This window comes from Pseudomonas costantinii, assembly GCF_001870435.1.
Classification (GTDB): Bacteria; Pseudomonadota; Gammaproteobacteria; order Pseudomonadales; family Pseudomonadaceae; genus Aquipseudomonas; species Aquipseudomonas costantinii.
Genome location: NZ_MDDR01000006.1, coordinates 218,554 through 240,749 on the forward strand (window position 1 = coordinate 218,554; position 22,196 = coordinate 240,749).

At 59.7% G+C, this 22,196-nt stretch carries 15 protein-coding genes and 1 pseudogene; 13 read left to right on the top strand and 3 right to left on the bottom strand.

Translation table 11 applies throughout. The features are described from left to right. Positions 1 to 200 precede the first annotated feature (200 nt). The gene (locus BFL40_RS04685; protein WP_071482660.1) at positions 201 to 1,469 is read left to right on the top strand and encodes a malic enzyme-like NAD(P)-binding protein; all 1,269 of its coding nucleotides are present in this window, start codon (positions 201 to 203) and stop codon (positions 1,467 to 1,469) included. A 107-nt stretch (positions 1,470 to 1,576) separates the two neighbouring features. Here the strand turns inward: BFL40_RS04685 and BFL40_RS04690 are convergent, their stop codons facing one another. After that, positions 1,577 to 4,042, bottom strand: coding sequence for a penicillin-binding protein 1A (locus tag BFL40_RS04690; protein WP_071482661.1), 2,466 nt, complete (start codon positions 4,040 to 4,042; stop codon positions 1,577 to 1,579). A gap of 218 nt (positions 4,043 to 4,260) precedes the next feature. Here BFL40_RS04690 and pilM point away from each other — a divergent pair, with 218 nt between their 5' ends. The 10 genes and pseudogenes from pilM (at position 4,261) to hemE (ending at position 18,689) form a co-directional block, all read left to right on the top strand. Continuing rightward, positions 4,261 to 4,914 carry a type IV pilus assembly protein PilM gene (pilM, locus tag BFL40_RS04695; protein ID WP_071482662.1) on the top strand — a complete coding sequence of 218 codons (654 nt, stop codon included), beginning with the start codon at positions 4,261 to 4,263 and terminating at the stop codon, positions 4,912 to 4,914. Continuing rightward, positions 4,914 to 5,465: a PilN domain-containing protein gene (locus BFL40_RS04700; RefSeq protein WP_071482663.1), complete on the top strand. Its 552-nt coding sequence runs from the start codon at positions 4,914 to 4,916 to the stop codon at positions 5,463 to 5,465. Before pilM ends, BFL40_RS04700 begins: the two co-directional genes overlap by 1 nt. Continuing rightward, the gene (locus BFL40_RS04705; RefSeq protein ID WP_071482664.1) at positions 5,462 to 6,433 is read left to right on the top strand and encodes a pilus assembly protein PilP; all 972 of its coding nucleotides are present in this window, start codon (positions 5,462 to 5,464) and stop codon (positions 6,431 to 6,433) included. Before BFL40_RS04700 ends, BFL40_RS04705 begins: the two co-directional genes overlap by 4 nt. Positions 6,434 to 6,574: 141 nt before the next feature. Then, a pseudogene (locus BFL40_RS04710) lies at positions 6,575 to 7,828 on the top strand (type IV pilus secretin PilQ); the annotation flags it as partial. A 4-nt stretch (positions 7,829 to 7,832) separates the two neighbouring features. Then, positions 7,833 to 8,351, top strand: coding sequence for a shikimate kinase AroK (aroK, locus tag BFL40_RS04715; RefSeq protein WP_071482666.1), 519 nt, complete (start codon positions 7,833 to 7,835; stop codon positions 8,349 to 8,351). A gap of 124 nt (positions 8,352 to 8,475) precedes the next feature. Then, entirely contained in the window at positions 8,476 to 9,576 is a 1,101-nt protein-coding gene (aroB, locus tag BFL40_RS04720; RefSeq protein ID WP_071482667.1) for a 3-dehydroquinate synthase, read from the top strand. Between the two features lie 10 nt (positions 9,577 to 9,586). Then, positions 9,587 to 11,149 (top strand): SPOR domain-containing protein, encoded by a 1,563-nt coding sequence (locus tag BFL40_RS04725; RefSeq protein WP_071482668.1) that lies wholly within the window; start codon positions 9,587 to 9,589, stop codon positions 11,147 to 11,149. A 352-nt stretch (positions 11,150 to 11,501) separates the two neighbouring features. Further along, positions 11,502 to 15,947, top strand: coding sequence for a glutamate synthase large subunit (gene gltB, locus BFL40_RS04735; protein ID WP_071482669.1), 4,446 nt, complete (start codon positions 11,502 to 11,504; stop codon positions 15,945 to 15,947). Between the two features lie 32 nt (positions 15,948 to 15,979). Then, positions 15,980 to 17,398 carry an FAD-dependent oxidoreductase gene (locus BFL40_RS04740; RefSeq protein ID WP_071482670.1) on the top strand — a complete coding sequence of 473 codons (1,419 nt, stop codon included), beginning with the start codon at positions 15,980 to 15,982 and terminating at the stop codon, positions 17,396 to 17,398. 223 nt (positions 17,399 to 17,621) lie between these two features. Then, positions 17,622 to 18,689, top strand: a complete 1,068-nt coding sequence (hemE, locus tag BFL40_RS04745) for a uroporphyrinogen decarboxylase (RefSeq protein ID WP_071482671.1) — start codon at positions 17,622 to 17,624, stop codon at positions 18,687 to 18,689. Between the two features lie 75 nt (positions 18,690 to 18,764). Here the strand turns inward: hemE and BFL40_RS04750 are convergent, their stop codons facing one another. Further along, the gene (locus BFL40_RS04750) at positions 18,765 to 19,991 is read right to left on the bottom strand and encodes an MFS transporter (RefSeq protein WP_408003980.1); all 1,227 of its coding nucleotides are present in this window, start codon (positions 19,989 to 19,991) and stop codon (positions 18,765 to 18,767) included. A gap of 172 nt (positions 19,992 to 20,163) precedes the next feature. Here BFL40_RS04750 and BFL40_RS04755 point away from each other — a divergent pair, with 172 nt between their 5' ends. Both BFL40_RS04755 and BFL40_RS04760 read left to right on the top strand, forming a co-directional pair. After that, positions 20,164 to 21,057: a LysR family transcriptional regulator gene (locus BFL40_RS04755; RefSeq protein ID WP_071482673.1), complete on the top strand. Its 894-nt coding sequence runs from the start codon at positions 20,164 to 20,166 to the stop codon at positions 21,055 to 21,057. Positions 21,058 to 21,143: 86 nt separating this feature from the next. Beyond that, positions 21,144 to 21,530 carry a type II toxin-antitoxin system PemK/MazF family toxin gene (locus tag BFL40_RS04760; protein ID WP_071482674.1) on the top strand — a complete coding sequence of 129 codons (387 nt, stop codon included), beginning with the start codon at positions 21,144 to 21,146 and terminating at the stop codon, positions 21,528 to 21,530. 204 nt (positions 21,531 to 21,734) lie between these two features. Here BFL40_RS04760 and BFL40_RS04765 read toward each other — a convergent pair whose 3' ends face one another. Next, the gene (locus BFL40_RS04765; RefSeq protein ID WP_071482675.1) at positions 21,735 to 22,184 is read right to left on the bottom strand and encodes a hypothetical protein; all 450 of its coding nucleotides are present in this window, start codon (positions 22,182 to 22,184) and stop codon (positions 21,735 to 21,737) included. Between the last annotated feature and the right edge of the window lie 12 nt (positions 22,185 to 22,196).

Consider the following 22,196-nt stretch of genomic DNA (forward strand, 5'->3'; position numbering starts at 1 on the left):
TGGATAAGTAGACTTTCAAGAAAAAATTGTAGACATTTTTTAATTCAATTGTGAACAGTTGAGCCCTTGTATCCCGTGGCTCTTGGCCAAAAGTCTTAGTGCAGGGCCCTTGACACCTGTGACTGCCCAGTCTTGTAGGGACTTTGCGACACGCGTATCCTCGGCGGTCCGTCGACCAACAGTAAAAGCGGAATGCCGATATGTCTGATTTGAAAACTGCCGCTCTCGAATATCATGCCCATCCTCGTCCAGGAAAGCTGAGTGTAGAGCTCACCAAAGCCACTGCCACCGCTCGCGACTTGTCGCTGGCCTACAGCCCTGGCGTTGCCGAGCCCGTACGTGAAATCGCCCGCGACCCTGAACTGGCGTACAAGTACACCGGCAAAGGCAACCTGGTTGCAGTGATTTCCGATGGCACCGCGATTCTCGGCCTGGGTAACCTCGGCCCATTGGCTTCCAAGCCAGTCATGGAAGGTAAAGGCGTGCTGTTCAAGCGCTTCGCCGGCATTGACGTTTTCGACATCGAAGTCGACTCCGAGAGCCCGCAAGCTTTCATCGACACCGTAAAGCGCATCTCCATCACCTTCGGTGGCATCAACCTGGAAGACATCAAGGCACCTGAGTGCTTCGAGATCGAAAAGGCCCTGATCGAGCAGTGCGACATTCCGGTATTCCACGATGACCAGCACGGCACCGCGATCGTTACTGCGGCAGGCATGATCAACGCCCTGGAAATCGCCGGCAAAACCCTGGCTGACGCGAAGATCGTTTGCCTGGGCGCCGGCGCTGCGGCCATCTCCTGCATGAAATTGCTGGTGAGCATGGGCGCCAAGCTGGAAAACATCTTCATGGTCGACAGCAAGGGCGTCGTTCAGTCCGAGCGTACCGACCTGAACCAGTACAAGGCGATGTTTGCCCACGCGACCGAGAAGCGCACCCTGGCTGACGCCTTGAACGGTGCAGACGTGTTCGTTGGCCTGTCCGGCCCGAACCTGCTGAGCGCTGAAGGCCTGAAAACCATGGCGGCTAACCCGATCGTGTTCGCCTGCTCCAACCCTGATCCGGAAATCTCTCCGGAACTGGCTCACGCTACCCGTAGCGATGTGATCATGGCCACCGGTCGTTCGGACTACCCGAACCAGGTCAACAACGTACTGGGCTTCCCGTTCATCTTCCGTGGTGCCCTGGACGTTCGCGCCAAGCGCATCAACGAAGAGATGAAAGTGGCTGCCGCCAACGCCCTGCGTGAACTGGCCAAGCTGCCGGTACCTCAGGACGTGTGCGATGCCTACGGCGGCGCCAAGCTGGAGTTCGGTCGTGAGTACATCATCCCGAAACCAATGGATAAGCGTCTGATCACCCTGATCTCCGATGCCGTGGCCAAAGCCGCCATCGAGACCGGTGTGGCTACCCTGCCGTATCCGAAGCACTACCCGCTGAAAAGCGTGGATGATGTGTTCAACGGCTAAGCCGTTGTAGCGCACCAACAAAAAGCCCCGGCTCTCACGAGCCGGGGCTTTTTTGTGGCTGTCCGGATTTAAAGGTGAAACCTGTGGGGGCTAGGCCACAGACTCCATCAGAACAAATCGATTGGCGCCGCCTCATCCGCCGGCAGCGGGCTGCCCGGAACAACGCCATTGCCCAGCTCGTTGACCGACGGCGGTGTGTCTTCGCTCTTGAACAGCTCGAAGTATGCGTTTGGTGTGCTTGGCGATGCTGCACGGCCACTCACCGGATCGATCCGCAGGCTGAGAATGCCTTCCGGTTCCGGTTGGGTGTTCAACGGCTTGTCCTTCAAGGCTGCGCCCATGTAGCTCATCCAGATCGGCAGCGCGACGGTGCCACCGAACTCGCGGCGGCCAAGACTTTCCGGCTGGTCGTAGCCGGTCCATACGGTGGTCACGTAGTCGCCGTTGTAGCCGGAGAACCAGGCATCCTTGGAGTCGTTGGTGGTACCGGTTTTGCCCGCGATATCGGCACGGCCCAGGGCCAGTGCACGACGGCCGGTACCTTTCTTGATCACGTCTTCCAGGATGCTGTTGAGGATATAGGTGGTACGGCCATCCACTACACGCTCAGCGACCGCTGGCGCTTGTGGCTCAGTTGGAGCCGCGGCATTTGTGGCTGGCGCTGCACCTGGGGTCGGCTCGATGGTGATGCCGCCGTGGCTCGGTGCCGCAAGGCCATCCGTGGCTGCCACACCGTTGACCACGTCACCCGGCACGCGTGGCGGGTTGGCGGTGAACAGGGTGTCGCCATTGCGACTTTCGACCTTGTCGATCAAGTAAGGCGTGATTTTGTAGCCGCCGTTGGCAAAGGTGCTCCAGCCGGTGGCGATTTCCATCGGCGTGAGGGTCGCGGTGCCGAGGGCCAGCGACAGGTTCGGTGGCAGGTCCGATTTGTTGAAGCCAAAGCGCGTGATGTAGTCGATGGTCTTGCCTACGCCCATCGCTTGCAGCAAGCGGATCGACACCAGGTTACGCGACTTGTACAGCGCTTCGCGCACGCGGATCGGGCCGAGGAAGGTATTGGTGTCGTTCTTCGGGCGCCAGACCTTGTCCAGGTACTCGTCGACAAACACGATCGGTGCATCGTTGACCAGGCTGGCGGCGGTGTAGCCGTTATCCAGCGCGGCACTATAAATAAATGGCTTGAAGCTCGAACCCGGCTGACGCTTGGCCTGGGTGGCGCGGTTGTAGTTGCTTTGCTCGAAGGCAAAGCCGCCGACCAAGGCACGGATCGCACCGTTCTGCGGGTCCAGGGAAACGAGGGCGCCCTGGGCTAACGGCACTTGGCTGAATTTCAGGCTGTCGTCTTTCTGGCGTTGCACGCGGATCAAATCGCCCACTTGGGCCACGTCCGACGGCTGCTTGGGCATCGGGCCCATGCTGTTGGTGTTCAGGAAGGGGCGCGCCCACTTCATGCTGTCCCACGCCACATGGGCTTCGCCGGAGCGGGTCAGCACTTGCACGCCATCTTTCGTCACTTGGGTGACGATGGCGGGTTCCAGTCCGCTGATCGCACGCTGTTTGCCCAGCTCGGTGGTCCAGGCGCTCAGAGTCTTGCCCGGCAGGCGCGATTCTGGGCCGCGGTAGCCGTGGCGCTGGTCATAGGCGATCAGGCCGGAATGCACCGAATTGTTGGCGATGTCCTGCAGGCTGCTCGGAACGGTGGTGGTCACGCGGAAGCCTTCGGTGTAGGCCTCGCTGCCATAACGGCCGACCATCTCGGCACGCGCCATTTCGGCGATGTACGGTGCGTTCACTTCCGGCGTCGGCACGTGGTAACTGGCGTTCAGCGGTTCGGCCACGGCGCTGTCGTAAGCGGCCTGGTCGATCTTGCCCAGCTTGTACATACGGCCCAGGATCCAGTCACGACGCTCTTTGCTGCGCGCCGGGTTAGCCAACGGGTTGAAGCGCGAAGGGGCCTTGGGCAGGCCGGCAATCATCGCCATCTGCGCCAGGCTGGCATCACGAATGGACTTGCCGTAGTACACCTGGGAAGCGGCCTCGATCCCGTAGGCGCGGTTGCCCAGATAGATCTTGTTAACGTACAGCTCGAGGATCTCGTCCTTGGTCAACTGACGTTCGATTTGCAGTGCCAGCAGGATCTCGGTGGCTTTACGCGAAAAACTACGCTCGCTGGTGAGGAAGAAGTTCTTCGCCACCTGCATGGTGATGGTGCTGCCGCCGGATTGAATGTGTCCGCTTTTTACCAACTGGGTGGCTGCGCGCACCAGGCTGCTAGGGTCGACGCCGTAGTGATTGGCGAAATTGTCGTCTTCAGCCGACAGCAGAGCACTGATGAAGTTGGGTGGAATGTCGGCGAAACGGATCGGGGTGCGGCGCATTTCGCCGAACTCCGCGATCAGTTTTTCATCGCTGCTGTAAACCCGCAAAGGAATCTGCAACTGGATACTTCTGAGTGCCTCTACGGAAGGCAAACCCGGACTAAGGTAGAGGTAAGCACCGCTGAGTACGAGCAGTAGCCCGCAGACGATCGCGACAATGGAGTACCCGAAAAACTTCAGCAGACGAATCAAGGCTTTTGGATTTCCAGAGAAAAGAATGAGTTAGGCGTCGGGGCATGCATGGCAAACGATGGATCGACCCGAGCTGCAGATAAAAAGCGGGAAAAAACGCTGGGCATTAAAGCATTTTTCGGCTTGGGGCGTCATTCGTGCCACTCAAACAAGTCGACCGAATGCACGACGCCCTGCGGCAATCAGCCGGTATGACAAGGAAAGTTTTGGGGAGTTTTATGAGAAAGGGAATTTTCAGGCGAAAAGTCGACACCCTTCTGGGCGTCGACATCAATGGCACAGGCATCAAGCTGATAGAGCTGAGTCGCTCAGCCCGCGGGTACACCGTTGAAGGCTATGCCACGCAGGTGCTGCCAACCCTGGCGGTAGTCGATGGCGCATTGCTGGACCTCGAGGGCATAGGGCGCGCGCTGCAGCAGGCGTTATCTCGGTTGCGTACGTCGGCGCGGCAGGCGGCGGTGGCTGTAGCGGGCCCGTCGGTCATCACACGGGTGATCGAAATGGAGGCAGGGCTCAGTGATGAAGAGATGGCCTGGAAGATCCAGATGGAAGCCGATCAGTATGTTCCTTACCCATTGGATGACGTAGCTATCGACTTTCAGGTTCGCGGCCTTTCGGCCCAGGACCCGGCTCGGGTCGAGGTGTTGCTGGCGGCGTGTCTCAAGGAGCACGTAGAGGCTCGCGAAGCGGTTTTGGCCCTGGCTGGGCTTGTGCCACGGGTGGTGGACGTCGAAGGGTTTGCATTGGAGCGCGCTTGCAGTCAGGATTTTGCCAGCTTCATGCCGGGTCATCGAGTCGATGGCACGCAATGGGCCATGGATGCACCAGGGATGGGAATTGCTTGCGGGTTGGCCCTGAGGAGTTTCGCTTGATGACACGAATCAACCTTTTGCCTTGGCGCCAGGCGCTGGCGGAGCGGCGGCGCAAGTACTTCCTGATATTTCTGCTGGCGTTAGCCTGTGCGGCGCTCGCGGCGGTGTGGCTGGCGGATCAAGTGATTGGCCAGGCTATCGACCGGCAAGTGACGCGCAATAATCACTTGGGCAAGGAAGTCAGCGTCCTGGATTCGCGCATCAAGACCATCGACGACCTTCAAGAACAAAGCCAGCAATTGGCGGAACGCATGAAAGTCGTGCAGGACCTCCACGAAGCCCGCTCGGCTGGCGCCCAGTTGTTGGATCAATTGGCCCGTGCAGTTCCCGATGGGGTGCATTTGCATGAGGTTGTAGCGAAGGGTGATACGGTGAGTGTCAGTGGCAGTGCTGAAACCAGCCAGGATATCGCCGAGCTGATGCGTCGTCTGGAGGCCTCGCAAGGTGCCCACGCCACTCGGTTGCAGCATGTGCGGGCGGACGATGAACAGGGTAGCAACGGGTTTCAACTGATGGTGCGCCAAGGGGAATCCACCGAGGCCCAACCATGAGCCTGCCCAGGCTCGATTTTTCCACGCTGACTCACAACGCTGCCAAATGGCCCTTGCCAGGCAAGGCACTGTTGGGCTGCGCGCTGGCAGGCTTGGTACTGGTGGTGGGCGATAGTTTGCTGCTGGCCCCATCACGTGAGCGCCAGCGCGCGTTAGGGGCGCAGGAAATGGCCCTGCAACAACAACTCGTGGAAAAAACTGGTTTGTCCGCCAGCCTTGAAGAGCGCACCCGTCAGCTCCAGCTGAATCAGGCAGGGGTTGCCGAGCTATTGCGGCAGTTGCCGAGCGAGTCCGAGGTGCCGGGCTTGCTGGAAGATATTGCTCGGCTGGCCGTTGCCAATGGCTTGATGGTTGAGAGCATCGCGGTGTTGGATGAGCAGATTCGGCCGTACTATGTCGAGCAACCCATGCAGATTGGCGCTTCTGGGGCTTTTCACGATCTGGTGACGTTCGTGAATGCTTTGGGTGGCTTGGCGCGAATCGTCACTGTGCATGATGTCGCGCTTCGGCGTGATGGGGCGCTACTGCGGCTTGAATTGCTGGCCAAGATTTATCGAAGTGCTTCGCTAGGCGATAAATCTGGCTACGCCGCCAAACAAGGGTCGGGCTTTGTCTACGACCCATCCTCCCTGCGTGACCCGTTTCAGCTGCCCGCATTGCAGGCTGAGCACCTTGGCGGCCAGCCAGCTCTTGCGCCAGATCTAACTCGGCCAAGGGGTTTGCTGGAAGGTCTGGCGGTCGATCAGTTCGAAATGGTCGGCACGTTGTCCCGAGGCGTGCAGTCCTTCGCATTATTACGCGTAGCCTCAACGGTGCATCGGCTTGCGGTCGGCGACTATGTGGGGCCGAACCACGGCCGAGTAACGGCTATTCATGACGGCCACATCGAGCTGGCCGAGTTGTTCCCCGATGAACAAGGCGCATGGCTGGTGCGCTCGCGAACCCTCGTGTTGAACGTCAACTCATAACGGAATCAAACAATGAAAAGGACTTTCTCGTCCTTCGGTGTGGCGCTATGGATAGCGTTCACGGCACCGATGGCTTTTGCTGTGCCCAATCGTGTGGACCTGATCCAACTGCCGCCGCCAGGCAAGGCAGTTTCGGGCGTTTATACCGGCGACAAGCTGAGCCTCAACTTCCAGAATATCGAACTGCGCGCGGTGCTGCAGCAGATCGCCGATGTGGCGGGCCTTAACTTGGTCGCCAGCGACGAGGTGCAGGGTTCAATCACCCTGCGACTCAGGGATGTACCTTGGGATCAGGCGCTGGACCTGGTATTGCAGACCAAGGGGTTGGATAAACGGGTAAAAGCCGGTGTCTTGCTGGTAGCGCCCGCCGACGAGTTGGCGGCTCGCGAACGGCTGACACTGGAGTCGCGCAAGCAGATGGCCGAGTTGGCGCCACTGCGTCGGGAGTTGTTGCAGGTCAATTACGCCAAGGCGGCGGACTTGGCCAAGTTGTTCCAATCTGTGACGGGCTTTGAAGGCGTCACCGATGAGCGCGGCTCGGTGGCAGTGGATGACCGCACCAATAACATCATCGCCTACCAGACCAGCGAACGATTGGAAGAGTTGCGGCGGATCGTGGCGCAACTGGATATTCCAGTGCGCCAAGTGATGATCGAAGCGCGGATCGTCGAAGCCAATGTCGATTACGACAAAAGCCTGGGCGTGCGCTGGGGTGGGCGACTCAATCCCGGAAACTGGGGCGCGGGTGGTATCGGCAAGCCCTTGGCCGAAGGTGCGCAGCCACCGGAAAATTCGCCCAGCTCACCGTTTGTCGACTTGGGTTCACTCACCGGTACTTCTGGTGTGGGCATCGCCTTTATCACAGACAACCTGTTGCTGGACCTCGAACTGACCGCCATGGAGAAAACCGGCAACGGTGAAATTGTCTCGCAGCCCAAGGTAGTTACCTCCGACAAAGAAACTGCGCGCATCCTCAAGGGCACCGAAATTCCCTATCAGGAGTCCAGTTCCAGCGGTGCCACCTCCGTGTCTTTCAAAGAGGCCTCGCTCTCGCTGGAGGTGACCCCGCAAATCACCCCCGACAATTGGGTGATCATGGAGGTCAAGGTCACCAAGGATGAGCCCGATTATCTGAACAAGCTCAACGACGTACCGCCGATCAAGAAAAACGAAGTCAACGCCAAGGTGTTGGTCAAGGATGGCGAGACCATCGTCATTGGCGGGGTTTTCTCCAATACCCAAAGCAAAGTGGTAGATAAAGTGCCATTTTTGGGCGATGTGCCGTATCTTGGCCGCCTTTTCCGGCGCGATGTGCTGGCGGAGAAAAAATCCGAGCTGCTGGTATTCCTGACTCCGCGTATTATGAATAACCAGGCGATTGCTGTGAGTCGTTGATTCTGTGCGAAATTTGATTCTTGTAGGACCGATGGGGGCTGGAAAAAGCACCATCGGCCGTTTGCTGGCCAAAGAGCTGCGCCTGCCATTCAAAGACTCCGATAAGGAAATTGAATTGCGCACGGGCGCCAATATCCCGTGGATCTTCGATAAAGAAGGTGAACTGGGCTTTCGCGACCGCGAGCAGGCGATGATTGCCGAGCTGTGCGGCTGCGATGGCGTGGTATTGGCCACCGGCGGTGGCGCAGTCATGCGCGATGAAAACCGCCGGGCGCTGCACGCCGGTGGTCGCGTGGTCTATCTGCATGCCTCGGTTGAGCAGCAGGTGGGTCGCACCGCCCGTGATCGTAATCGCCCGTTACTGCGTACAGCGGACCCTGCAAAAACCTTGCGGGACTTGCTGGCGCTGCGCGATCCGCTCTATCGGGAAATCGCCGATCTGGTGGTGGAAACCGATGAGCGGCCGCCACGGATGGTCGTTCTCGACATTCTCGAGCGCTTGCAGCAATTGCCACCCCGTTAAAGCCAGGCCAGAAATGCGCTATTCTCGGCGGCGCGTCATCACCCTTTGAGGTGTGGCGTAGAGCCATCAGGCAACGTCAGATCCGAGCGTTGCCGATCGTAAATATATCTTCACGCGGGGACACATGCAGACACTTAAGGTTGATCTAGGCGAGCGCAGCTACCCAATCCATATTGGCGAAGGTTTGTTGGACCAACCCGAGTTGCTTGCACCGCATATTGCCGGGCGGCAAGTGGCGATCATCTCCAACGAAACGGTCGCGCCGCTGTATCTTGAGCGTCTGAGCCGCAGCCTTGCTGCCTATTCGGTGATCTCGGTGATCTTGCCTGACGGCGAAGCCCACAAGAACTGGGAAACCCTGCAACTGATCTTTGATGGCCTGCTGACCGCTCGTCATGATCGTCGAACCACCGTGATCGCTCTGGGCGGCGGTGTGATCGGCGATATGGCCGGTTTTGCGGCAGCCTGCTACCAGCGTGGTGTGGACTTTATCCAGGTGCCGACCACCTTGTTGTCCCAGGTCGATTCGTCGGTGGGCGGCAAGACCGGTATCAACCACCCGCTGGGCAAGAATATGGTTGGCGCGTTCTACCAGCCCAACGCCGTGCTGATTGACACCGCGACCCTCAACACCTTGCCGCCGCGCGAGCTGTCGGCGGGCTTGGCGGAAGTCATCAAATACGGACTGATCTGCGACGAGCCCTTCCTGACCTGGCTCGAAGAGCATGTAGATGCTCTGCGCGCCCTGGACCAGGTGGCGCTGACCGAAGCGATTTCCCGCTCTTGCGCCGCCAAGGCGCTGGTGGTGAATGCCGACGAACGGGAGTCCGGCGTACGGGCCACCTTGAACTTGGGCCATACCTTCGGCCATGCGATCGAAACGCACATGGGCTATGGTGTGTGGTTGCATGGGGAAGCCGTAGCGGCTGGCACTGTGATGGCATTGGAAATGTCGCAGCGCCTGGGCTGGATCAGCGCCCAGGAGCGGGATCGCGGCATCCGCCTGTTCCTGCGCGCCGGCTTGCCGGTCATCCCTCCGGAAGAGATGACCGAGGCGGATTTCCTCGAACATATGGCAATAGACAAGAAAGTGATCGACGGTCGACTGCGACTGGTGCTGCTGCGCCATATGGGCGAAGCGGTGGTGACCGACGATTATCCGAAAGAGATTTTACAGGCCACGCTGGGAGCGGATTACCGCGCCCTGGCCCAGCTTAAAGGTTAATAAGATCCCGATGACTAGTTTGCATGCCGACGAGGCCTTCCTCGGCCATTACCAGTTAAGCCACGACCCCTTTGCTCCTCGGGTGCCGGGCTTCAAATTTTTCCCTGCCCAGCGCAAGCCGGTACTTGGCCAATTGCACCATCTGGCGCGCTACAGCCAGCTGCTGTTGGTGGTGACAGGCCCGCTGGGCAGTGGCAAGACCTTGCTGCGTCAGGCGCTGGTCGCCAGCACCAACAAGCAATCGGTGCAGAGCGTGGTGGTGTCGGCCCGTGGTGCGGGTGATGCGGCAGGTGTGTTGCGCCAAGTGGCCCAAGCCCTGAGTGTGTCCACGGCTGAGCCGAACGCGATCCTCAAGCAAGTCGTGCAGCTTGGCTTGACCGGTCAGGAAGTCTACTTGCTGGTGGACGACGCCGAGCAGCTCGACGAATCTGCCCTGGAAGCGCTGTTGGCGCTGGCGGCGGGCACGCCGGAAGGTCGCCCGCACGTGTTCCTGTTTGGTGAATCGTCGTTGATCGCCGATCTGGAGCAGATCAGCGGCGAACAGGAACTGTTCCACGTCATCGAATTGCAGCCATACGAAGAGGAAGAAACCCGCGAATACCTGGCTCAACGCCTTGAGGGCGCAGGGGCCGGTATCGAACTTTTCTCCGCTTCGCAGATCTCTGATATTCACGAAAGCTCCGACGGCTGGCCTGGCACCATCAACCAGGTCGCCCGGGATGCCTTGATCGAAGCCATGATTGCTAGCCGCTCTGCGGTCAAGCGTCCAAAGATGGGGTTCACTATGCCTAAGAAGCACGTATTGGCGATTTCTGCCGTTGTCGTGGTCGCTGTCGCCGCCGCCTGGTTGATCCCAGGTCGTAGCAAGGCCCCCGCCACCGCTGGCGCGCCAACCGAACAGGCGCAGTTGCCACTGGGCAAGCCTACGCCAAACGTCGAGTTCGCCAACTCCGGCCAACCGACCAACCTGCCGATGGTCGGCCAACCGGTGATGCGCGGCCCGCTCGCCGAAGAAGCCGGTGGTATCTCCGAAGGCGACGACGGTGTGCCGGTGGCAGGCTCCAGTGCTACACCTCCGACCGTGACCACTACCGCACCGCCTGCAGGCGTTCCGGCTGGCCCGGCAGCGACCCCAGCTGCCAAGCCGACTCCTGCACCGACTGTCGCCGCCGCGAAGCCGGCTCCGGTCGCTAAGCCTGTCGCACCTGCACCAGTGGCCAAGCCTGCTCCAGCGGCCAAGCCGATTGAAAAACCAGCCGCCACCGTTGCCAAGGCTGGCGCTACCGGCAGCAGCTGGTACACCAGCCAACCTGCTGGCCATTTTGTGGTGCAGATCCTCGGCACCAGTTCCGAAGCCAATGCCCAGGCCTTCGTAAAAGAGCAGGGCGGCGAGTACCGTTATTTCAAGAAAGTGCTCAACGGCAAGCCTCTCTACGTGATCACCTACGGTAGCTTCCCAAGCCGTGCAGCAGCCGATTCCGCTATCAAGGCCTTGCCAGCGAAGGTTCAGGCTGGTAAACCTTGGCCTCGCACTGTCGCCAGCGTCCAACAGGAACTGGCAACAACTCGCTGAAGATTCGGCGGCCTTACCCAGGCCGCCTCTCCCGGCACCTCAAAAAAATCCGCAAGTGCGTGCTGCCCTCAAGGCCGCGCGCTTTGTGGTGTCTGCGTCACAGTGGCTTTTGAGTCGTAGCGGTCCGAACTAAAAAAGTTTTGACTAGCACAGCATATCGCTTTAAACCTTTCATAAATGCGACATAGATTTGCGACATTTCGTCGCTAAATTTGTGAGCGTCCGTGTCGGTGTGTACAATGACCTCCCTTTTGCCCCCGCTAAGCCGGCGTACGTTCGGCGTGGAAGGTAACCGGTTGAATTGAAAAGAAATTTGCCTCGATATAAGAGGCAGCCTGGTGAGAAAGTGTCTATGAAAGCAGGTCTGTACCAACCCGATGAATTCAAGGATAACTGCGGTTTCGGCCTGATAGCCCATATGCAGGGCGAGCCCAGTCATACCCTTTTGCAAACGGCCATCGAGGCCCTGACCTGCATGACCCACCGCGGTGGGATCAACGCCGACGGCAAGACCGGTGACGGTTGTGGCTTGCTGATTCAAAAGCCCGACCAGTTCCTGCGCGCTGTCGCAAAAGAGCATTTTGCTGTCGACCTGCCCAAGCAATACGCTGTGGGCATGGTGTTCTTTAACCAGGACCCGGTTAAAGCACAAGCCGCTCGCGAAAACATGAACCGCGAAATCCTCGCCGCCGGCCTGCAACTTGTCGGCTGGCGCAAAGTGCCGATCGACACCAGCGTGCTTGGCCGCCTGGCCCTCGAGCGCCTGCCGCAGATCGAACAAGTGTTCATCGCAGGCGACGGCCTGAGCGATCAGGACATGGCGATCAAGCTGTTCACGTCGCGTCGTCGTTCGTCCGTGGCCAACGCCGCCGACACCGACCACTACATCTGCAGCTTTTCCCACAAGACCATTATTTATAAAGGCCTGATGATGCCGGCGGATTTGACCGCCTTCTATCCAGACCTTAAAGACGAGCGTCTGCAAACCGCAATCTGCGTGTTCCACCAGCGCTTCTCCACCAACACCCTGCCGAAATGGCCGCTGGCTCAGCCGTTCCGCTTCCTCGCCCACAACGGCGAGATCAACACCATCACCGGCAACCGCAACTGGGCTGTGGCCCGTCGCACCAAGTTCGCCAACGATTTGATGGACCTCGAAGAGCTCGGCCCGCTGGTTAACCGCGTGGGTTCCGACTCTTCCAGCATGGACAACATGCTCGAACTGATGGTCACCGGCGGCATCGACCTGTTCCGTGGCGTGCGCATGATCATTCCGCCAGCGTGGCAGAACGTTGAGACCATGGACCCCGACCTGCGGGCGTTCTATGAGTACAACTCGATGCACATGGAACCGTGGGACGGCCCGGCCGGCGTGGTAATGACCGACGGTCGCTACGCGGTGTGCCTGCTCGACCGTAACGGTCTGCGCCCGGCGCGTTGGGTTACCACTACCAACGGTTTTATCACCCTGGCGTCGGAAATCGGCGTGTGGGACTACAAGCCCGAAGACGTTATTGCCAAAGGTCGCGTAGGCCCTGGCCAGATCCTGGCCGTGGACACTGAAACCGGTCAGATCCTCGACACTGATGCCATCGACAACCGCTTGAAGTCGCGTCACCCGTACAAGCAATGGCTGCGCAAGAACGCCCTGCGTATCCAGGCGACCATGGAAGACAACGACCACGGTTCGGCTTTCTATGACGTCGACCAGCTCAAGCAGTACATGAAGATGTACCAGGTCACGTTCGAAGAGCGCGACCAAGTGCTGCGTCCGCTTGGCGAGCAAGGCTACGAGGCCGTCGGCTCCATGGGCGATGACACGCCGATGGCCGTGCTGTCCCAGCGCGTGCGTACGCCGTACGACTATTTCCGCCAGCAGTTCGCTCAGGTGACCAACCCACCGATCGACCCGCTGCGCGAAGCCATCGTGATGTCCCTGGAAGTGTGCCTCGGTGCCGAGCGCAACATCTTCCAGGAATCGCCTGAGCATGCGTCCCGCGTAATCCTCAGTTCGCCTGTGGTTTCTCCGGCCAAGTGGCGCTCGTTGATGACCCTGGATCGCCCAGGCTTCGACCGCCAGATCATCGACCTGAACTACGACGAGAGCCTCGGCCTTGAAGCCGCTGTGCGCAACGTCGCCGACCAGGCCGAAGAAGCCGTGCGCGCCGGTCGTACCCAGATCGTACTGACCGACCGCCATATCGCCCCAGGCAAGTTGCCGATCCACGCATCCCTGGCCACCGGCGCGGTACACCACCGCCTGACCGAAAAAGGTCTGCGTTGCGACTCCAACATCCTCGTGGAAACCGCCACCGCCCGCGACCCGCATCACTTTGCGGTGCTGATCGGTTTCGGCGCCTCGGCGGTGTACCCGTTCCTCGCGTACGAAGTGCTGGGTGACCTGATCCGTACCGGTGAAGTGCTGGGCGACCTCTATGAGGTGTTCAAGAACTACCGTAAGGGCATCACCAAGGGCCTGTTGAAGATCCTGTCGAAGATGGGCATCTCCACCGTCACGTCCTATCGCGGCGCTCAGTTGTTCGAAGCGATCGGCTTGTCCGAAGAAGTTTGCGACCTGAGCTTCCGTGGCGTACCAAGCCGCATCAAGGGCGCACGTTTCGTCGACATTGAGGCCGAACAGAAAGCCCTGGCGGCCGAAGCCTGGAGCGCGCGCAAGCCGATCCAGCAAGGCGGCCTGCTGAAGTTCGTGCACGGTGGCGAATACCACGCGTACAACCCGGACGTGGTCAACACCCTGCAAGCCGCCGTGCAGCAGGGCGACTACGCCAAGTTCAAGGAATACACCGCGCTGGTGGATAACCGCCCGGTGTCGATGATCCGTGACCTGTTCAAGGTGAAAACCCTGGACACGCCTCTGGCTATCAGCGAAATCGAACCACTGGAGTCGATCCTCAAGCGCTTCGACTCCGCCGGTATTTCCCTGGGCGCCTTGTCGCCTGAGGCTCACGAAGCCCTGGCCGAAGCCATGAACCGCCTGGGTGCGCGTTCCAACTCCGGTGAAGGCGGTGAAGACCCGGCGCGCTACGGCACCATCAAGAGCTCGAAAATCAAGCAGGTGGCGACTGGCCGTTTCGGTGTGACCCCGGAATACCTGGTCAACGCCGAAGTGTTGCAGATCAAGGTTGCCCAGGGCGCCAAGCCCGGTGAAGGCGGCCAGCTGCCAGGCGGCAAGGTCAACGGTTTGATCGCCAAACTGCGTTATGCAGTACCGGGCGTGACCCTGATTTCGCCACCACCGCACCACGACATCTACTCGATTGAAGATTTGTCGCAGCTGATTTTCGACTTGAAACAAGTCAACCCGCAGGCCCTGGTCTCGGTGAAATTGGTAGCAGAAGCTGGCGTGGGCACCATCGCCGCCGGTGTGGCCAAGGCCTATGCCGACCTGATCACCATCTCCGGCTACGACGGCGGTACCGGCGCATCGCCGCTGACCTCCATCAAGTACGCCGGCGCACCGTGGGAACTCGGCCTGGCTGAAACTCACCAGACCCTGCGCGGCAACGACCTGCGCGGCAAGGTTCGGGTACAGACCGACGGCGGCCTGAAAACCGGCCTCGACGTGATCAAGGCTGCGATCCTTGGCGCCGAAAGCTTCGGTTTTGGTACTGCGCCAATGATCGCCCTGGGCTGCAAATACCTGCGCATCTGCCACCTGAACAACTGCGCCACCGGCGTTGCGACGCAGAACGAAAAGCTGCGTAAAGATCACTACATCGGCACCGTCGACATGGTGGTGAATTTCTTCACCTATGTCGCCGAAGAAACCCGTGAGTGGTTGGCCAAGCTGGGCGTGCGCTCGCTGGAAGAGCTGATCGGCCGTACCGATCTGCTGGACATCCTCGAAGGCCAGACCGCCAAGCAACAGCATCTGGACCTGACGCCGCTGTTGGGCAGCGACCACATCCCGGCAGACAAGCCACAATTCTGCCAGGTTGACCGCAACCCACCGTTCGACAAAGGCCTGTTGGCCGAGAAGATGGTCGAGATGGCCAGCTCCTCGATCAACGACGCCAGCGGTGGCGAATTCGTCCTGGATATCTGCAACTGCGACCGTTCCATCGGCGCCCGCATCTCCGGCGAAATCGCTCGCAAGCATGGCAACCAGGGGATGGCGAAAGCGCCGATCACCTTCCGCTTCAAGGGCACTGCGGGCCAGAGCTTCGGCGTGTGGAACGCCGGTGGCCTGCACATGTACCTGGAAGGCGACGCCAACGACTACGTGGGCAAGGGCATGACCGGCGGCAAGCTGGTGATCGTTCCGCCTAAAGGCAGCGTCTACAAGACCCAGGACAGTGCCATTATCGGTAACACCTGCTTGTACGGCGCCACGGGTGGCAAGCTGTTCGCCGCCGGTACTGCCGGTGAGCGTTTCGCCGTGCGTAACTCCGGTGCTCACACCGTGGTGGAAGGCACTGGCGATCACTGCTGCGAGTACATGACCGGGGGCTTTGTCGCAGTATTGGGCAAGACCGGTTACAACTTCGGTTCGGGCATGACCGGCGGTTTCGCCTATGTGCTTGACCAGGACAACACCTTCGTCGACAAGGTCAACCACGAGTTGGTCGAGATCCAGCGGATCAGCGGCGAAGCCATGGAATCCTACCGGAACCACTTGCAACACGTGCTGGACGAGTACGTCGAGGAAACAGGCAGCGAATGGGGTCGTAACCTCGCTGAAAACCTTGATGATTACCTGCGTCGTTTCTGGCTGGTCAAGCCCAAGGCTGCCAACCTGAAATCGTTGCTTTCCAGCATCCGTGCCAACCCGCAGTGATATGCGCCTGAACAGTTTGATGAGGTTTTAACATGGCTGAACGTCTGAATAACGACTTCCAGTTCATCGATGTCGGGCGCAAAGATCCGAAGAAGAAACTGTTGCGTCAACGCAAGAAAGAGTTCGTGGAAATCTACGAACCCTTCAAGCCCCAGCACTCGGCCGACCAGGCCCACCGCTGCCTGGGTTGCGGTAACCCGTATTGCGAATGGAAGTGCCCGGTGCACAACTTCATTCCCAACTGGCTGAAGCTTGTAGCCGAGGGCAACATCCTCGCCGCCGCCGAGCTGTCGCACCAGACCAACACCCTGCCGGAAGTCTGCGGCCGGGTGTGCCCGCAAGACCGTCTGTGCGAGGGTGCCTGCACCCTCAACGACGGCTTCGGCGCGGTGACCATCGGTTCGGTGGAGAAGTACATCACCGACACCGCGTTCGCCATGGGCTGGCGCCCGGACATGTCCAAGGTCAAGCCGACCGGCAAGCGTGTTGCGATCATCGGCGCGGGCCCAGCGGGCCTGGGCTGTGCCGACGTGTTGGTGCGTGGTGGTGTGACCCCGGTGGTGTTCGACAAGAACCCGGAAATCGGCGGCCTGCTGACCTTCGGCATCCCCGAGTTCAAGCTGGAAAAAACCGTCCTGAGCAACCGTCGTGAAGTGTTCACCGGCATGGGTATCGAGTTCCGTCTCAATACCGAAATCGGCAAAGACATCACCATGGAGCAACTGCTCGCCGAATACGATGCCGTGTTCATGGGCATGGGTACCTACACCTACATGAAGGGCGGCTTTGCCGGTGAGGATTTGCCGGGCGTTTATGACGCTTTGGACTTCCTGATCGCCAACGTGAATCGCAACCTGGGCTTTGAAAAGTCGCCGGAAGACTTCGTCGACATGAAAGGCAAGAAGGTCGTGGTGCTGGGCGGTGGTGACACCGCGATGGACTGCAACCGTACCTCGATTCGCCAGGGCGCCAAGTCGGTGACCTGTGCCTATCGTCGTGACGAAGCCAACATGCCCGGCTCGCGCAAAGAGGTGAAGAACGCCAAGGAAGAAGGCGTGCGATTCCTCTACAACCGTCAGCCGATTGCTATCGTCGGTGAAGATCGTGTTGAAGGCGTGAAGGTGGTCGAGACCCGTCTTGGCGAGCCGGATGCCCGTGGTCGTCGCAGCCCTGAGCCGATCCCGGGTTCCGAAGAGATCATCCCGGCTGACGCCGTAGTGATTGCTTTCGGTTTCCGCCCAAGCCCGGCGCCGTGGTTTGAGCAGTTCGAGATCCAGACCGACAGCCAGGGCCGCGTTGTGGCCCCGGAACAAGGCCAGTACAAGCACCAGACCAGCAACCCGAAAATCTTCGCCGGTGGCGACATGGTTCGTGGTTCTGACTTGGTGGTGACGGCGATCTTCGAAGGGCGTAATGCCGCTGAAGGCATCCTGGATTACCTGCAGGTCTGATGATCGTTCCCACGCTCTGCGTGGGCATGCAGCCAGGGACGCTCTGCGTCCCGACTGGCGTGACGCGGAGCGTCACAGGAGGCGTTACCACGCGGAGCGTGGGAACGATCTTGCAGCGGCATTACCGCGACAAATTGACCCGATAGACAAAAGGCACGGCTCATACCGTGCCTTTTGCGTCGCGCTCTGAGAAAATGCCCGCACTTTTTTTGCGGATGCCGACATGACTGCCCTCAAGAACGACCGTTTCCTTCGTGCCCTGCTCAAGCAACCTGTAGACGTCACGCCCGTGTGGATGATGCGTCAAGCCGGTCGCTACCTGCCGGAATACCGCGCCAGTCGCGCCAACGCCGGCGACTTCATGAGCCTGTGCATGAACCCGGAGTTCGCCTGCGAAGTCACGATGCAGCCGCTGGACCGCTACCCACAACTGGACGCGGCCATCCTCTTCTCCGACATCCTCACCATCCCTGACGCCATGGGCCAAGGCCTGTACTTTGAAACCGGCGAAGGCCCGCGCTTCAAGAAAGTCGTTAGCACCCTGGCCGACATCGAAGCCCTGCCGATCCCCGATCCGCACAAAGACCTCGGCTATGTGATGGACGCCGTGAGCACCATTCGCCGCGAGCTGAACGGCCGCGTGCCGCTGATTGGCTTTTCCGGCAGCCCATGGACCCTGGCCACCTACATGGTCGAAGGTGGCTCGTCGAAAGACTTCCGCAAGACCAAGGCCATGCTCTACGACAACCCGCAAGCCATGCACCTGCTGCTGGACAAGCTGGCGCAGTCGGTCACCTCTTACCTCAACGGCCAGATCATGGCCGGCGCCCAAGCGGTGCAGATTTTCGATACCTGGGGCGGGAACCTGTCGGCGGCGGCATACCAGGAGTTCTCCCTGGCCTACATGCGCAAAATCGTCAGTGGCCTGATCCGCGAACACGAAGGCCGCAAAGTGCCGGTTATCATGTTCACCAAGGGCGGCGGCCTGTGGCTTGAAAGCATTGCCGACGCTGGCGCCGATGCACTGGGCCTGGACTGGACCTGCGATCTGGGTGAAGCCCGTCAACGCGTGGGCAACCGCGTAGCGCTGCAAGGCAACATGGACCCGACCGTGCTGTACGCCAAGCCCGAAGCAATCCGCACCGAAGTCGGCCGCATTCTGGCCAGCTACGGCAAGGGCACCGGGCACGTGTTTAACCTGGGCCATGGCATCACGCCGGAAGTGAACCCGGAACATGCCGGTGCGTTCCTGCGCGCAGTGCATGAGTTGTCGGCGCAGTATCACGAGTGATCGCTGCTCAATAAAAAGCCCGGCCAAATGCCGGGCTTTTTATTGGGGTTAATACAAAACAAATATGGGATCGCGTCAGGCCTTTACTTCTCCCAGTGGCGGCAATTTCGCCAGCTTCAACGCCACCAGCAACGCGCCGATCAGCAGCGCGATGATGAATCCGCCAATCCCGTTCCAGCCTGCAAAGTGCCAGAAGAACCCGCCCGCCGTACCGGCAATGCTCGATCCCACGTAGTAGCAGAACAAGTACAACGACGACGCCTGCCCCTTGGCCTTCACCGCGCGGCGACCGATCCAGCTACTTGCCACCGAGTGGGCGCCGAAGAAACCGAAGGTGAAGATCAGCATGCCGGGCACTACCAGCCACAACGGCGTGAACAGGGTCAGGGCCATGCCGGCGAGCATCAATACGAGGGTGCCCCACAGCACGCGGCGGCGGCCGAGGCGGTCGGCCAGGGAGCCGATCTTGGCCGAACTGTAGATGCCGGTGAGATACACCAGCGAGAGCAGGCCGACCACCGCTTGGCTCAACCCGTACGGTTCTGCCAGCAGGCGATAACCGATGTAGTTGAACATCGTGACGAAGGCGCCCATCAGCAGGAAACCTTCAAGGAACAACCAGGGCAGGCCCGCGTCTTTGAAGTGCATGACAAACCCGTTCAGCAGGTTGCGCGGCTTGAGGCTGGTGGTGCGGAAGTTGCGTGATTCGGGGAGGACTTTCCAGAACACCGTGGCCGCGATCAGGGCCAGGGCGCCGATGATCAGCATCGCGGTGTGCCAACTGACGAAGTCGATCAATACGCCGATGATCAAGCGCCCGCTCATACCGCCAATTGCGTTGCCGCCGATGTACAAGCCCATGGCCAGGCCGATGTGTTGCGGGTGGATCTCTTCGCTCAAGTAGGTCATCGCCACAGCAGCCAGCCCGCTCAGCGACAGGCCCACCAGCGCCCGCATCAGCAGAATGCCTTCCCAGGTCGGCATCAAGCCGCTGGCGATGGTCGCGAGTGCGGCGCAGAACAGTGCCGAAACCATTACCGGCTTGCGTCCCAATCTGTCGGAAATCGGCCCAGTGACCAGCAAGCCCAGGGCAAGCATCGCCGTGGCCACTGACAGGATCAGGCTGCTTTGCGCCGCATTGATGGAAAACTCGTGGGACAGCGCCGGCATCATCGGCTGCACGCAATACAGCAAGGCAAACGTGGCAAACCCGCCGGAGAACAGCGCCAGCACCGTGCGCATGAACATCGGCGTGTCTTTTTCGATGTACTGCTCGTTGAGCTGGGCCACCACCTCATCCAGGGCGGTAGGCGGGACTTCTTGAGCAAATGGCGCGACAGCAGATTTCACGGGGACCTCGGCGAGGGAAAGCCTGCCAGGACTGGCAATGAAAAAAAGAATATAGCTGCCTAATGATTCTTTCCAATATATTGTTCGACCTGTTTGATAGCTTTTACGACCTAATGAGGCTTGCATGGAATTGCGTCATCTGCGGTACTTCATCGCCGTCGCCGAAGAACTGCATTTTGGCCGCGCCGCACAGGTGCTGGGCATCTCGCAACCACCGCTGAGCCAGCAGATCCAGGCGCTGGAGCAGGAGGTGGGCGCGCGCTTGTTTGAGCGTACCAATCGTCGGGTCGAGCTGAGCGAGGCCGGTCGACTGTTCTTGCAAGAGGCGCGATTGGTGCTGGCGCAGGTCGACAAGGCGGCAGATGTGGCCCGACGTGCGCAGTTGGGGGAACTCGGGGAGCTGAAGATTGGCTTCACCTCGTCGGCACCGTTCAACTCCAGCATTCCGCAGGCGATTTTTGCGTTTCGCCAGGCCTTCCCGGCGGTGCACCTGAACTTGCAGGAGATGAGTAGCACTGAGGTGGCAGAGTCGTTGGTGGATGAGTCGATTCAAGTAGGCTTGATGCGCCCGCTGCCGTTGCCGGATTCGCTGAGCGTTATTGAGTTGATGCGTGAGCCCTTGGTCGCGGTGCTGAACGCCGGTCATCCGCTGGTTGAGGGCACCGAGCGTGGCTTGCACCTGGCGCAACTGGCCGACGAGCCGTTTGTATTCTTCCCTCGCACCTACGGCAGTGGTCTCTATGCCCAACTGCTCAACTTGGCTCGTGACGCGGGTTTCAGCCCGCGTTTCGCCCAGGAAGCCGGGGAGGCGATGACCATCATCGGTTTGGTGGCGGCGGGTTTGGGGGTGTCGGTGCTTCCGGCCTCATACCAGCGCATCCGTATCGATGGCGTGGTGTATCGCACCTTGCTGGATCAGGAGGCGGTGACGTCAGTCTGGCTGGTGCAGCGCAAGGGCGCGCAAACGCCGATGGCGAAAGCGTTTGTGGAGTTGCTGACACGTAAGGCGGAGCTGTAGGTATCGTCACATATCAGGTAACGCAACCGGCTTAGTGATTCGCAAGAAACTTGCGCAGAATCGCTTTTTTCAAGCGAGTGATATGGATGGCACTTCTCTACCAGCCCAAGGAGGGCAGCGTGTTGATTTGTGATTTTCGAGGCTATGAAGTCCCGGAAATTATCAAGATCCGGCCCGTCATTGTGATACGCAAGCACCGAACCAATAAGCTGCTGGTGACGGTTGTGCCCTTGAGCACTACCGCTCCGCAGACGGTTTTGGAGCATCATTTACAACTCGACAGTCATCTTCAAGGCGCGAGTCCAATCTGCTGGGCAAAATGCGACATTGTCGCCACCGTCAGCTTGGGCCGACTTGATCGAATCAAAAGTAAGGACCGTCATGGCAAACGAACTTACACAATCGCTGAGCTCACCAATGATCAGTTTCTCGCGATAAAAGCGGCGGTACGCAGTGCGCTAGGGTTGCGATGAGTAATGAGCGGCACATTGCCACGGATTGCAGGGAAGCCGTTTTCAGGCATACTGCCCACGTTCCCGAAAGGGGCTTGTGAGACTCTGAGGATCCTGGGCAACCAGCCATCGCAGAGCCAGGCAGGAAGCGGCGATGACAAGCCAACCTGTTTGTGAAGAGGGCGCCGAAAGGCGCCCTTTGTCGTTTCTGGAGAGCAGCGAGCCTCAATTCTGCTTCGACGTCCCCGTCTGCTCAAACAACTGCGCCGCCGAGCCCGCTTCGTTCACGCCATTGCTGTGCAGCGCGGCCATGATGTCGCGGTCCAGCATGCTTACCCAGCGGTTGTAGTTGCGGTGGATCTTGCCGTCCTTGTAGCCCAGATCGCGGCTGTCGCGGTAGGTGATAGCGTAGCTGTTACGGGTGTAGCGGATGTCGATTGCGGCGTAGTACTGGTTGCGTACGTTGATCTCGGCCTGCACCAATTGCGGGCTCAGGCGCTGCACCGTCCACTCGCGTTTTTGCAGGGCGTTGATGATGACCGTTTTCATTTTTTCTTCGCTGACCTGGGTATCGACCGGCAGCTCATGCTGGGTATTGAGTACCGGTTTGTTGGTGCAACCGGCGGTGGTCAGCAGGGCCAGGGTGATCAGGGTGGCGCGTAGCAAGGAAGACATTCCGTTTTCTCC

Excerpts from the sequence above, each read along its gene's own strand:
- BFL40_RS04685 (WP_071482660.1), top strand. The coding sequence starts at position 201 with ATGTCTGATTTGAAAACTGCCGCTCTCGAATATCATGCCCATCCTCGT.
- pilM (WP_071482662.1), top strand. The coding sequence starts at position 4,261 with ATGAGAAAGGGAATTTTCAGGCGAAAAGTCGACACCCTTCTGGGCGTC.
- BFL40_RS04700 (WP_071482663.1), top strand. The coding sequence starts at position 4,914 with ATGACACGAATCAACCTTTTGCCTTGGCGCCAGGCGCTGGCGGAGCGG.
- BFL40_RS04705 (WP_071482664.1), top strand. The coding sequence starts at position 5,462 with ATGAGCCTGCCCAGGCTCGATTTTTCCACGCTGACTCACAACGCTGCC.
- aroB (WP_071482667.1), top strand. The coding sequence starts at position 8,476 with ATGCAGACACTTAAGGTTGATCTAGGCGAGCGCAGCTACCCAATCCAT.
- BFL40_RS04725 (WP_071482668.1), top strand. The coding sequence starts at position 9,587 with ATGACTAGTTTGCATGCCGACGAGGCCTTCCTCGGCCATTACCAGTTA.
- gltB (WP_071482669.1), top strand. The coding sequence starts at position 11,502 with ATGAAAGCAGGTCTGTACCAACCCGATGAATTCAAGGATAACTGCGGT.
- BFL40_RS04740 (WP_071482670.1), top strand. The coding sequence starts at position 15,980 with ATGGCTGAACGTCTGAATAACGACTTCCAGTTCATCGATGTCGGGCGC.
- hemE (WP_071482671.1), top strand. The coding sequence starts at position 17,622 with ATGACTGCCCTCAAGAACGACCGTTTCCTTCGTGCCCTGCTCAAGCAA.
- BFL40_RS04755 (WP_071482673.1), top strand. The coding sequence starts at position 20,164 with ATGGAATTGCGTCATCTGCGGTACTTCATCGCCGTCGCCGAAGAACTG.
- BFL40_RS04760 (WP_071482674.1), top strand. The coding sequence starts at position 21,144 with ATGGCACTTCTCTACCAGCCCAAGGAGGGCAGCGTGTTGATTTGTGAT.
- BFL40_RS04765 (WP_071482675.1), bottom strand. The coding sequence starts at position 22,184 with ATGTCTTCCTTGCTACGCGCCACCCTGATCACCCTGGCCCTGCTGACC.